This window comes from Salipiger sp. ABN3_019 (assembly GCF_056158605.1).
In genome coordinates this window covers 45,884-58,969 of the sequence record NZ_JBSWTP010000001.1, presented here as the reverse complement: position 1 = coordinate 58,969, position 13,086 = coordinate 45,884, and the positions used below count along the sequence as shown (strand labels likewise).

Annotated in this window: 8 protein-coding genes and 2 pseudogenes; 6 read left to right on the top strand and 4 right to left on the bottom strand. The window is 62.8% G+C overall.

Annotation, left to right across the window (positions count from 1 at the left end; all coding sequences use genetic code 11):
• Positions 1-8 precede the first annotated feature (8 nt).
• The 4 genes and pseudogenes from ACXAD2_RS00295 to ACXAD2_RS00280 form a co-directional block, all read left to right on the top strand.
• Positions 9-390 (top strand): annotated as a pseudogene (locus ACXAD2_RS00295) (transposase); the annotation flags it as partial.
• Positions 391-1,013: 623 nt separating this feature from the next.
• On the top strand, positions 1,014-1,874 hold the full coding sequence (gene yghU / locus ACXAD2_RS00290; protein WP_475165373.1) for a glutathione-dependent disulfide-bond oxidoreductase: 861 nt from the start codon (positions 1,014-1,016) through the stop codon (positions 1,872-1,874).
• Positions 1,875-1,900: 26 nt separating this feature from the next.
• A complete protein-coding gene (locus tag ACXAD2_RS00285) occupies positions 1,901-2,578 on the top strand; it encodes a glutathione S-transferase family protein (protein ID WP_475165370.1) in 678 nt (225 codons plus the stop codon).
• Between the two features lie 1,065 nt (positions 2,579-3,643).
• On the top strand, positions 3,644-5,716 hold the full coding sequence (locus ACXAD2_RS00280; RefSeq protein ID WP_475165368.1) for a recombinase family protein: 2,073 nt from the start codon (positions 3,644-3,646) through the stop codon (positions 5,714-5,716).
• Here ACXAD2_RS00280 and ACXAD2_RS00275 read toward each other — a convergent pair.
• From ACXAD2_RS00275 to ACXAD2_RS00260, 4 genes and pseudogenes are all read right to left on the bottom strand, one after another.
• A protein-coding gene (locus tag ACXAD2_RS00275; RefSeq protein ID WP_475165365.1) for an IS3 family transposase occupies positions 5,686-6,791 on the bottom strand; the annotation gives its coding sequence in 2 pieces (ribosomal slippage) (positions 5,686-6,525 and positions 6,528-6,791; 1,104 coding nt in all). The genes ACXAD2_RS00280 and ACXAD2_RS00275 overlap by 31 nt on opposite strands.
• A gap of 110 nt (positions 6,792-6,901) precedes the next feature.
• Entirely contained in the window at positions 6,902-7,459 is a 558-nt protein-coding gene (locus tag ACXAD2_RS00270; RefSeq protein ID WP_475165364.1) for a hypothetical protein, read from the bottom strand.
• Entirely contained in the window at positions 7,456-8,622 is a 1,167-nt protein-coding gene (locus tag ACXAD2_RS00265; protein ID WP_475165362.1) for a DUF3500 domain-containing protein, read from the bottom strand. Before ACXAD2_RS00265 ends, ACXAD2_RS00270 begins: the two co-directional genes overlap by 4 nt.
• 281 nt (positions 8,623-8,903) lie before the next feature.
• A pseudogene (locus tag ACXAD2_RS00260) lies at positions 8,904-9,536 on the bottom strand (tyrosine-type recombinase/integrase).
• A 490-nt stretch (positions 9,537-10,026) separates the two neighbouring features.
• Here ACXAD2_RS00260 and ACXAD2_RS00255 point away from each other — a divergent pair.
• Positions 10,027-10,665, top strand: a complete 639-nt coding sequence (locus tag ACXAD2_RS00255; protein WP_475165360.1) for a hypothetical protein — start codon at positions 10,027-10,029, stop codon at positions 10,663-10,665.
• On the top strand, positions 10,662-13,082 hold the full coding sequence (gene bcsA / locus ACXAD2_RS00250; protein ID WP_475165359.1) for a UDP-forming cellulose synthase catalytic subunit: 2,421 nt from the start codon (positions 10,662-10,664) through the stop codon (positions 13,080-13,082). Before ACXAD2_RS00255 ends, bcsA begins: the two co-directional genes overlap by 4 nt.
• Positions 13,083-13,086 lie beyond the last annotated feature (4 nt).

The window sequence follows — 13,086 nt, the reverse complement described above, 5'->3', positions numbered from 1 at the left end:
CACCATCTCTCGGGGTACTACCGGGAATTGGTCCGATCACCGCCATTACCTTAGCCACTCTGGCGCCACCGACTGACATGTTCCGCAAGGGTAGGGATTTTGCGGCATGGGTAGGGCTGACCCCGCGACAGCATTCGACAGGTGGGAAAACGCGATTGGGCAAGACCATCGAAGATGGGACAGAAGGACATTCGACGCCTACTGATCATTGGGGCGATGGCCGTCATTCTGGCGGCCGGCCGAACTGGGGGCCCGAAACCCGGTTCCTAGCTGGCTCAGATGCTGAGTCGCAAGCCGAGGATGCTCGTGGCCGTCGCATTGGCAAATAAGATGGCCCGGGTCGCATGGGCGCTTATTTCGCGGGGCGGATACTACAGAGTTCCGGCATGAGGTCGTAGACCTCGCCGGTTCTGGCCGAGCGGAAGTTCTGCCAGGAGATCATGGAAGAGCGGGACAGTAACGGGGCGGGAAAACCAGTTGTCAACGGAGCGCGGTCGAGCGCGATCCGCCGATTTGGACCTGCCCACGAAATTGCCATGAGGGCCCGCGGCGTAGAAAGCCGCAACTTGAGGGCGGATACACGTAGGAACTCGACCGCTCCATCCAGACCTAGTTTCAGAAAACTCTTGCTCAGCCGGGAGCGACCATACACGTTGACAGACTTCCTTCATAGCCCTTTCCTCCTGATCCTCCATGGATCAATCTGGCACAAGTGCCGTCAGGAGGGGCTACCCAACCCATCATCAGAGCCCTCCAGACCCAGAACAGGGTCATGGCGGCGTCCAGCGCTGCGTCCCGATCATATGAAGCAGTGCGTGCCATGTCGCGAACATACTCATGCTTGTGCCGGGCAGAAGGGGAGGCCGCGGATTTTCTTGATCGATCACTCAAATTCGACTTGAGCGGTCGCTCAATAATAGGCTAGTAGCAGGGAGTAAGACACTCCAGGCTGCTGGTGATTCCGGCCGGCATCCGACCCACCGACACCGAGCATCAACCAAGGAGCGTAGAGCATGGCGCACTACATCCCGCCGAAGGTCTGGACATGGGACACCGAGAACGGCGGCAACTGGGCTAGCATCAATCGCCCGGTCGCCGGCGCGACCCATGATGCCGAGCTGCCTGTCGGACGGCACCCAATCCAGCTCTATTCCATGGGCACGCCGAACGGGCAGAAGGTGACCATCATGCTCGAAGAGCTGCTGGCCATCGGCCGGACCGGCGCGGAATACGACGCGCATCTGATCCGCATCGGCGAAGGCGATCAGTTCTCGTCGGGCTTCGTGGCGTTGAACCCGAATTCCAAGATCCCCGCCATGCTCGACCGCGACACCGGCATCCGCGTATTCGAAAGCGGGGCGATCCTGCTTTATCTCGCCGATAAGTTCGGGGCCTTCGTGCCCGAGGATCCGGCGCACCGGGCAGAGGTGATGAACTGGGTGTTCTGGCTGCAGGGATCGGCGCCGTACCTGGGCGGCGGTTTCGGGCACTTCTATTTCTACGCGCCGGAAAAGTTCGAATACCCGATCAACCGCTTCACGATGGAGGTGAAGCGCCAGATGGACGTGCTCGACCGCGCCCTGGCCGAACGTCCTTACCTGGGCGGCGACACCTACACGATCTCCGACATGCTGACCTGGCCTTGGTATGGCAATCTTGCCCTTGGCCATGCCTACGAGGCCGGCGAATTCCTTGACGTCGAACGCTACACGCACCTGCGCCGCTGGGCGCAGGAGGTCCTGCAGCGGCCGGCCGTCCGGCGCGGGCGCATCGTCAACCGCACCTCGGGGCCGCTCAACGAACAGCTCCGCGAACGCCACGACGCCTCGGATTTCGACCTGAGGACGCAGGACAAACTCGCGCCTGCAAGTTGATGATTTTACCCAGAAACGGAGACACTATGCTGAAATTCTTCTACCATCCGACGCCCAACCCGATGAAGGTCGCGCTATTTCTAGCCGAAACCGGAATGCCGTTCGAACTGGTCCCCGTTGACACCGCGAAGGGCGAGCAGCACACGCCCGAGTTCCGGGCGATCAACCCCAACGGCAAGGTCCCGGCGATCCTGGATGGAGAGCTCGCGGTCTTCGACAGCACAGCGATCCTGATGTACCTGTCCGAGAAGACCGGCCAGTTCGGCGTGGTCCCGGAAGAGCGCGGCGCGCTCCTCTCGTGGCTGATGTTCGTCGCTACCGGGCTTGGCCCGTTTTCGGGCCAGTCGGTGCATTTCCACCATGCCGCGCCCGAAGACGTGCCCTATGCCAAGAACCGCTACATGCGCGAAATCGAACGGCATTACCAGGTTCTGGACACTCACCTGAAAGGCCGCGACTTCGTGGTGGGTGACTGCTATTCGATCGCCGATATGTCGCTTTGGGGCTGGGCAATGCGGGGCGGCCGTGTTCTGGGCGACGACGGGCTGGCGCGCTTTCCCGAGGTCGCGCGCTGGTTCGAGGCGATCAATGCCCGACCGGCTGTCGAGGTGGCCAATAGCATCGCTGACGGCAAGAGCTTCAAGACACCGGGCGACGAAGATTTGATGCGGGCGCTCTATCCCAGCAATTTCGCGGCGGCCTGATCGCCGTACTTGTTGCGCCGCAGAAGCCATTCTGCGGCGCAAGCGATCACGCCGCTCGTCGAGGGTGGTTCCTTTTCGCAAGCGCTGTCTGCGCCCCACACTGCCGACGATAGGCATCGTTGCGAGTTCATACGCATCCGAAGAGAAGGAGTGCGTTTCGCAATGTTCGCAAAGAATTCGTTTCTCACAGCGCTTGGTGTTGAATTCTTCGACTCCGGTCAGGGTCGACTGCACCAGGGCTGACCTGCTCCCCTGAGTGTCCGCGTTCTTTAGTTCGCTCTGTTCAGGTTTTGATGTGCTACCCGACGCGCCCTCGGCCGTCCTTAGAGTTTCCGCGCTTGCATCAGGCTCACGGGCTGGTGTCGTGAGAGGTGGTTCGGTTTGTCTGAACAGGTCTTGGGCGTTTTCTAAGTGGTTTTCCGCCTTGGTTACGCAGCTGCCAGATCGGGCAGCTGCGGGTTGAAGTAGGCTTAATCGGGCGTCCTGCCGTCAAGGGATGAATGGGGTCGGTGTCCGTTGTACAACTCAATCACAGAACACCCACGGGACCGAGGAGCGCGAGGTGCTCTACCCTTGGCACCCCTGGACGGGGCGAGTTGTTCACGTACACGAGGTGATCGCGAAGGCGGGCTGGGCTGCGTTTCGCTGTAGCCTGAGCGGTATCTCGTCGGACCGACGGCTGGAGGTTCCCGTCTGGATGTTCGATCGGGCGGCCTGCCAGTGCTGGCAAGTTGCGGTAACGCCGGTTGCCTCAGTGGCGGCTTTGCGAGCTCTGGCGGCATTGCTGCACGATGCGGCCGGCGTTCGTGATGGCGCATCGCAAATGCCAGATTCGAGCGCAACATCGAGCTCCCAGCAGGCAATTCCGGGAGATGCCGATGCCACGCCGACCAGCACCACAACAGCTCGAGTTGTTCACTCACCCCAGCGACGCCGACCTGGTCCCGGCGCCGCACTGGCAGACGTTGCCGGAGGAGGCGCGGGTAACGCTGACCGAACTGATGACCCGCCTGATCCTCGACCACGCCGCCGGCGCTCAGGCGCCTCGCCGGACGGAGGCACGACATGAAGCATGAGAAGATCAGTTCGCACCACCTGGAGCGCAAGGCGATCCTCTACGTGCGACAGTCCTCCGCCCACCAGGTGCTGCACAACCGCGAGAGCGGCGCTCTGCAATATGCGATGCGCGACCGGCTGGCGACGCTCGGCTGGTCCTGCATCGAGACGATCGACGACGACCTTGGCCGGTCCGCGGCGGGCGGCGTTGCGCGGGCGGGCTTCGACCGGATGGTCGCCGAGGTCTGCCTGGGCAAGGTCGGTGCGGTCGCGGCGCGGGAAGTGTCGCGCTTTGCGCGCAACAGCCGCGACTGGCAGCAGCTGATCGAGATGTGCCGGGTCGTCGACACCGTCCTGGTCGACCAAGAGGCGGTATATGCGCCACGCCAAGGCAACGACCGTCTACTGCTCGGTTTGAAAGGAAGTCTCAACGAGTACGAGCTCGATCTGCTGCGGCAACGGTCGCTGTCCGCCCGTTACGAGAAGGCCCGGCGCGGCGAGTTGATCGTCGCGGCTCCCGTCGGCTTCGTGAAGGCCGGCGACAGGCTCGAGAAGGACCCCGACCGCCGCGTCCAGGAGGCCATCACCCTTGTCTTCGACAAGGTGGCCGAGCTCGGCAGCGCCCGGCAGGCCCTGCTCTGGTTCCTGGAGCACGGGCTGGACCTGCCCGCAAGACACGCCAATGGCGACGTGATCTTGCGCAGGCCAACCTATGCCACCATCCACCGCATGATCGAGAACCCGGTCTACGGCGGCGCCTACGCCTATGGTAAGACCCGAGTTGTGCCGAGACACGGCGCGGCCGTTCCGCGAACCGGCAGCCGCCGCAAACCGCGCGCTGAATGGCTGGCGCTGAAGCCCGGCGCACACGAAGGTTATATCAGTTGGGAACGGGCAGAGGCGATCCGCGCGATGGTCAGCGACAACACCCCCACGAGCCGGCACCATGGGGCGCCCAAGCACGGCGATGCCCTGCTCGCCGGTCTCTTGCGCTGTCGGCGCTGTGGCCGCAAGCTGACGGTCCGCTACACTGGGGCCAAGCACGACATCCCGCGCTATTCCTGCTGGCGCGGTCTGCTCGACAACGGCGAGCCGCGCTGCATCGCCTTCGGTGGCCTGCGGGTCGACGATGCCATCAAGGATGCGCTGCTGCGGGTGGTCGAGCCGGGCGCCATCACTGCGACCGCCGAGGCCGAGGCGCAGATCGCCAGTCGCCGCGATCAGGTTCGCGACGCGTTGGCGCGAGACCTCGAAGCTGCCCGCTACGGTGCCGACCGCGCCTTCCGCCAGTATGATGCAGCCGATCCCGAGAACCGACTTGTGGCGGCAGAACTCGAAGCGCGGTGGAACCGCGCCCTCGCACGCGCCGCCGAGATTGAGGCCAAGATCGCCGCGCATGATTCTGCAACCCCCAGGCCTTCCTCCTTGGCGGCGCTGGATGCCGCCGCGCTCGGCACGGACCTTCGCACTGTCTGGGAGGCGCCAACGACCGATGCCCGGCTCAAGAAGCGCATCGTGCGCACCGTCATCCTCGAGGTGGTCGCCGACATCGACGACGACGCCTCCGAGATCGTCCTTCTGATCCACTGGATCGGCGGCGTGCATACCGAACTGCGCCTGCCGAAGCGGCGTCGAGGCCAGCGCAACAGTACAGCACCAGAGATCATCGCGGCGGTACGTCAGCTCGTTCTCCTGGCCACCGACGATCTGATCGCCGGCATCCTAAATCGAAACGGTCTGCTGACCGGTCATGGCAACCGATGGACCCGGGAGCGCGTCACCGCACTCAGGTCGCATCACAAGATCCCGGTGTTCCGCCCGGCTCCCGACGGCACCGAACCCTGGCTCAACCTGACCAACGCTGCGCGCCTGCTCGGCGTCACGACCAAGACACTAAGACTGGCCGTCGAAGCCGGCAGCATCGAGGGCGTTCATCCGTTACCGGACGGTCCGTGGATCTTCGCCCGCGCGGAACTCGGCAAACCGCCAGCCCAGCAAATCACCCAGCGCGCCCGGCAGAACCCCAAATACCCCACCGGATCGCACCCCGATCAGCAAAACCTATTTACTTCAGAGGCATAGAGAGATGGGCGCAATGAAGCAGGATTGTAGAAGCCGATGTAGCGGCCGATACCTGTGCGCGCCTCGGACACACTGGCGTATGCCCGGAGGTCGACCTCTTCGTACTTGATGCTCCGCCAAAGGCGCTCAACGAAGACGTTGTCGCGCCATGCCCCTTTGCCATCCATGCTGATCTTGATCTTCCGGGCTGCCAGAACCTTGATGAAGTCGGTCGATGTGAACTGACTGCCCTGATCGCTGTTGAAGATCTCGGGCTGACCGTGTCTGGCCAAGGCCTCTTCCAGCGCTTCGATGCAAGAGCCCGCGTCCAGTGTGATCGACACTCGCCATGCCAAAATGCGGCGCGTGGCCCAGTCGACCACCGCCGCGAGATAGATGAAGCCGCGGGCCATGGGGATATAAGTGATGTCTATCGCCCAAACGTGGTTGGGACGCGTGATGGGCAGGTTCCTGAGCAGGTATGGATATTTCTTGTGGCCTGGCGTCGATTTTGAAGTGTTGGGCTTGCGATACAGCGCCTCGATACCCATGCGTTTCATGAGCGTAGCGACGTGCAGGCGCCCTACGATGAACCCCTCTTGGGCCAGCAGCCCCTTCAGCATCCGGCTGCCTGAGAACGGGAACTCCATGTGAAACTGGTCGATCCGGTGCATGAGCTTGAGGTCGGCATCCGTGACCGGCTGAGGCTGATAGTAGACGCTGCCGCGGCTAATACCGAGGACCTTGGCCTGACGTGACAGGCTGAGCTTTGCTTTTCGATCAATCATCTTCTTGCGCTCGGCAGCAGGCCCGCTTTGCCGAGCGCGCCGGACAAAAAATCATTCTCCAGCGTCAGCTCTCCAATCTTCGCATGCAAGGTCTTCACGTCGATCTTGGGCTGGGCATCGCCTTTCGGGACTTCGCCAAATACGCCGGTCGCACCTTCCAGGAGCTGGTCTCGCCATTGCTTGATCTGATTTGGGTGCAGATCGAAATCCTGCGCCAGCTCGACCAGGGTCTTCTCGCCCTTGATCGCAGCCACTGCCACTTTCGCCTTGAACGCCGGGCTATGATTCCGGCGCGGTCGTCTTGCCATCGGTCTTCTCCTCGCTCGCAGCATCATGCTGCTCTTGCGCGGAAAATCCACTTATCCCGGCTGTTCAGATTCCACCGGCCACCTCTATCGGAGCTGGTTCTGGAACTCGCTCACTCCGGACCGGCCGCGGTCGGATTGAGCGGAACGCCATCGGCTGCGCCGAAGTAGCCGAACTCTGAAATCGGACGCAATTCTCCGTTCTGCTCACCCCATAGAACCGCGGCACGATGATTGCGCACCTCGTGCATCACAGCGTCATAGGTTAGCACCAGACGGGGTGAGCGATCCACGGAGCCCGTCACGTGCCACTGGCTGACGACCAAGGAAAATTGACCCAGGTGGTCATGGTAAGTGGACTGAATGCGCGCATCGGTCATTGTCAGGTCCAAGGGCGCATCCTCATCTGTCAAGAGAAGATGACGCTCGAGATAGCGCGCTAAGGCCGTGGTCAGTTCCTGCGGCCACGGTTGGCCTGCCGCCACTTCCTCCAACGCAGAGAGTTCCGGCGCCGCGACAATGAGATCGTCCAATGGGAATTGGATCGTCAACTGCAATGCGGATCCTTGCTGGCGCAACAGAAGAACGCTGCCGGGCAAGGCATGTGCCAGAACAGCCCCGATACTGCCAATAAATACCACAAGCGCGAGCAGGCCGGACCGCCAGATCACTCTTTCTGTCCGCCGTAATCGTCCGCCAGATCGCGCCAGACAGAATGCGGGTGGTTCCCCACCTTGTCAGTGGACTTGTTCGATTGAAGCGAGAACTCGATCCAGAGCGACGGCCCATGCACCCGGACGTAATCATCCTCCGCACTCAGTTGCGGCGTGCCGGAATAACCGAGATAGGTCTCGGGCAATTCGGATGTGTATCTTTCCATGTACGCTGCGGCCTCGGTGTCGGAAATATCACCGACATAGGTCTCAATCGCGGCCAGAAGCAGGGCGGTCTGATCCTCGCCCAATTCGGAGACCGGCAGGCCCTCGAAGCTGTCCGGGATCGCGTCATCGGCTTGCGGCCCGGCGAGGATGTCGCGGTAGGTTCCTTCCAGTTCGGCAACTGCGCGTTGATCCTCCGACAGTGCGCTGAGCAGCGTAGCAAAGGCGTCACGTTCCTGCGTCAGGGGCTGGTTAACCCGGCCGTTCATTTCGAAATAGGGGAAAGGTTCGACGCCCCGGAAGGACGGCGTGGCCCCAGCCAACTCCCCATCGACAAAGGTATTGGCAAAGGCCATGTGGTGCCCGCCGTAGTATAGCTCCCAGACACCGGTCGGCCCGGGCGTGCCCAGGAAGGCGAACTTGGTGTTGAAAGAGGAATAGCCGGCCTTGTAGTCGGTGCTGACGGTGTTGATGTAGTCGTCGGCGTTGAGTGTCTGGATCATCTCGTCCCAGCCCTCGTCGATTTCACGGCTCGTGGCTTCCATCATGATCGCCTTGACCAGCCCGCGCTGCTTGGTGTTCAGCTCGCCCAGCAGAACACCCGGACGCTTGGGGAAGGCTCCCGCAGGCAAGTTGCTCCAGTATTCCGCCTCGGTGCGAGAATACTCCAGTTGCAGGTGTTCGAGGACATCCTCCGACACGTCCGCCTTAAGCAGATCAATCAGGCAAAGCATCCGGTCATAGCCCGGCGTGTCTCCGCATTCGGCAGCGCTGTCCGGGATCGGCACTGTCTCCATCAAGGTGCTGGTGTCGCCCATGCGCTCCTGAAGCGTTTCGCTCAGCGCCTGATTCTCCTCCGACATCGGCGGCGGGCCATCGTGACCTTGAGCAAAGACCGGTGAGACCAGAAGAGCGGCCAGCGCAGCGACGCCGACAAGTTCAAAACGATGAGACATTGGCAATCCATTTGTGGAGGCACTGCATTCAGCCCTTAGCATCGGGGGGACCAAGAAAAAAAGCAAGGTGATGCCCGGCAACCGACCAAGCACACCACAAGCTTCCCAATCCGGCTCTGATTGGCATGAAACGGAAAAATCTTCGCCACTCGCGCCATCGAAGCCGCCGTTCGTTCGCGGCGCAGCATCAGGAAGGTGAGGGCTCGAAACCCACGTCAACACGTAGATCCCCGCACGTCCGGTCTTGGTTGGCGAACGGCGTGCGCTGTTCGCCAAACGTATCAAATATCGACCAACTCCGCGATGCTAAGAGCATCCTCAAGTTCAACGCCCAGGTAGCGGACCGTACTGTCCACCTCGGTGTGACCGAGCAGGAGTTGGACTGCGCGAAGATTGCCCGTTTTGCGGTAGATTTGTGCAGCCTTGGTGCGCCTCAACGAGTGCGTGCCGTAGCCGCTCGGCTCGAGACCGATCGCCGTCACCCACTCTCGGACGAGCCGCGCGTATTGTCACGTCGAAATGTGCGGCCTGGCATGAAACCGGCTCGGGAACAGGAAGGCGCAGCCGATCATCTCCGGCCGCTTCACCCACGCCGAGATCGAAGCTCGGGTGTTTTCCGTGACTTCGAACTGAACGGGGCGGCGCGTCTTGCTCTGGATGACCGACACGCGTTCGCGGACACGATCGCCGACAACGAGCTGGGCGACCCCCAGACCGACGAGGTCGCAGCCCCGCACCTTACTGTCAATTGCGAGATTGCACAGCGCGAGATCGCGAAGGTTGCCCGCGCGTTCGAGGCGCCTACGGATCGCCCGGACCTGTTTCGGCAGCAGAGGCCGTTTCTGGCCAACGAGCCTACCACGGTTCCAAGGGCGTCGCTTAGGCTTGATGGCGGGGAGTTGGATCCTGGACATGAGACTTTCTCCATCCGTCCCTCCCGGCCCAGGCGTCGACATCACGTGACCCCGAGATATTAAGCGATGTCCTGAATGACCGGTGAAGAAGATTGTCTCCGAGGCGCCGCCGCTGCACTGCACCAAGGCCGCACCGAGCCCATTTCAACCAATGCTGCATCTCGATCAAACGACAGCTTATTAGGCAGCCGCTCAGCAAATGATCGATGGGGGAGAGCTAATTCGCAGCTAGGCTATTCCGGAGACCAGCCAGCATAGATCATGCCGGACACCTCGTGATCAATCCAGTTGTCCGTCCGCTGTTTGGGTAAGGCTAAGGGTGGACATTTTCTGGCGCGTATCAAAACCGCAACGCATGGTCACGCGGCAAGACTTCGCCTATGGAACTCGATGTCTGCTGCCCTCAGGTTATCTTGCGAAGCTTGATGCTAGGTTTGGTTGTAGGTTGATGCACTTTCAGAATAACAAGAACTTGGCAAGAGCTGCCTTGATGGTGCGCGCAGTCAGGCTCGGGGTCCCGTTCCTAGTGCTGGGTGCCTGTGCAAGCTTTCCGCTCAGCTACACCGAGTTTCAAGCGCGCCTTGACCGCGCACCCTACCAATCACAGCCGCTGTCGAGCGCGTGGATCTCGGTGCCGGAGGCCGAGATGGTGCTGGAGCGCCGCTACCGCTCTATCACCGAGCAGCGCATCCTACTGCCCAATCTGACCGCCATGCGCGGTGAGAATTTCATCCTGCTGCAGTCCGAACGCTCGCCGCTCTCGCTTGGCGGGCGCTTCCGTCCGGCCGATCTGCTGGCCTCGGCGCAGGGCACGCCGACGCCCTTCGAGCGCTTCGAGGAGCTGACGTTCCGCACCACCGAGGACGCACTCGGCATGATGAGCTGGGCGCGCTGGACCAACAATGCCGGGCTCAACTGCGTGCTGGCGTTCCGCCGTCTCGAGGCCACCAGCCGCACCGTGCTGCGCGGCGCGCCGGCCATGGACATGATGCTGCGCAACTGTCTCCATGGCAGCGAGGAAGAGGCGCTGGCCCCGATCGGGCCCGCAGCGGTCGGATTTGCCGCAAGCCCGCTAGGTCCCGTCGCTGCCCCACAAATGCTTTCACCACTGGCGGGCCCGCTTCCATGAAGTCATCCAATGCGCAGCCCGCCACCTCGCTCCTGCTGTTCGGAGTTTGGGTGGTGCTTACCGTGCCGTTGCTGTTTCTGGCCTCGGTGCCGATCTCGGTCAGCACGCAGGGCCTGCTGGCGCTGATCGCCTGTGTGCTGATCTACGCGTTAAAACCGCTGGTCGGCACGCGGATCTCGATACGCTTCGTGGTGATGTCGATCGCCGGAGTGTTCGTGCTGCGCTACTGGCTCTGGCGCGCCTTCGAGACGCTGCCGTCGCCGGACGATCCGGTCTCGCTGATCGCGGCGCTGATCCTGTTCGGGGCCGAGACTTTCACCGTCGGGCTGTTCTTTCTCACCGCGCTGGTCACCGCCGATCCTGTCACCCACCCGCGACCCGCGCCGATCAAGCTCAGCGACGTGCCGACGGTCGATATCCTTGTGCCGAGCTACGACGAGAGCCCCGAGCTGCTGGCGGTCACGCTGGCCGCAGCCAAGCGCATCTCGTACCCCGATGACAAGAAGACCGTCGTGCTCTGCGATGACGGCGGCACCGATCAGCGCTGCGCCCATAGCGATCCGGCGATTTCTGAAAAGGCGCAGGCGCGCCGGGCAAACCTGCAGGCGCTCTGCCGCGAGCTCGGCGTGGTCTACACCACCCGTCCAAAGAACGAGCACGCCAAGGCCGGCAACCTCAATGCAGCCCTGCAGAAGGTCAGCGGAGAGCTTGTGCTGATCCTCGATGCGGACCACGTGCCGACGCCGGATTTCCTTGCGCGAACCGTCGGCTACTTCGCCGAACGCCCGCGGCTGTTTCTGGTGCAGACCCCGCACTTCTTCACCAACCGCGACCCGATCGAACGCAACCTCGCCCTTCCCGAGAACTGCCCCTCGGAGAACGAGATGTTCTATTCTGAGATCCACCGGGGGCTCGACCGGCTGGGCGGCGCGTTCTTCTGCGGGTCGGCCGCGCTGTTGCGGCGCCGGGCGCTCGACGAGGTCGGCGGCATCTCAGGCGAGACCATCACCGAGGACGCCGAAACCGCGCTCGACATCCATGCCCGCGGCTGGGAGAGCATGTATCTCGATCACGCCATGATCGCGGGTCTGCAACCCGAGACCTTCGCCTCGTTCATCCAGCAGCGCGGCCGCTGGGCGACGGGCATGATCCAAATGCTGATCCTCAAGAACCCGATTTTCCGCAGCGGGCTCTCGCTGCCGCAGCGGCTATGCTACCTCAATTCCATGGGCTTCTGGCTGTTCCCACTGGTCCGCACGATCTTTTTGCTCAGCCCGCTGTTCTACCTGTTCTTCGGCCTCGAGATTTTTGTCGTCGAGCCCGAAGAGGTCTTCGTCTACATTCTGCCCTACTTGCTGATCGGCTTCATGGTGCAGAATGCGCTTTTCTCCGAGGTGCGATGGCCGCAGATTTCCGAGGTCTACGAAATCGCGCAGACCCCCTATTTGCTCAAAGCGCTGGTCGAGACCGTGCTGCGCCCGCGCGCGGCGACCTTCAAGGTAACCGCCAAGGACGGCAGCCTCGAGCATGCGTTCCTGTCGCCGATCTACCGCCCGCTCACGCTTCTGGTGCTGCTGCTGCTGGCGGGGCTCGCCGCCGGGGCCTACCGCTGGTACGCCTTCCCCGGCGACCGCTCGGTCGTGCAGATCGTCGGGGCGTGGGCGCTCTACAATTTTGTGCTGGCGGCTTTTGCCCTGCGCGCGGTCTTCGAGCGCCCGCGCCGGCTGCTGCGGCCGCGCACCGCGGTTTCCGCCTCGGGGCGGATCACCCGGGCCGAACCCGCCGGCAGCGCCAATCTCACTGCCGATCCTGCTGGTAACCTCAGCGCCGAATACGGCGCCCCGGAGGCGCAGCGCGAGGATCAGGTGGCGATCGTTTCCGCCAGCCCCGAGCGCCTGCAGCTGCAGGTCAAGGACCCCGCACATGAGGCCTGGAGCGCCGAGCAGATCGGCGCCAAGGTCACGCTCTACCCGAGCCTGCCCAAGGCCCCCGACCTCGAAACCGCCCTGCCGCTGACCGTCTCAGAGGTCCGCGCGGGGGTCGATGGCACCATGATCGAACTCAGGGTCGCCCCGGAGCAGATGGTACAGGCGGCGCGGCTGACGGCCCATGTGGTCTACGGCGACAGCCGCAGGTGGCAGTTCTTCCGTAAGCTGCACGCGCAGAGCAGCACGCTGGTCGCCGGTCTGCTCTATGTTCTGGCCAAGAGTGCGATCGCCCTGCCGCGCACCATCTTCGACTTCGCGCGCGAGCTGACGCGGCGCAGCGGCGAGCCCGAAGCGGATGAAACCCTGTTCGAGGATGCCTTCACAGCGTCCGCAAGGACCACCGAGCGGGCGGCTGTCCCAGCGACCGTTGCGGTGACGGTTCCGGCGATTGCCGCGCAGCCCGACGACTACCTCAGGGTCGAGGAGTAGCGCC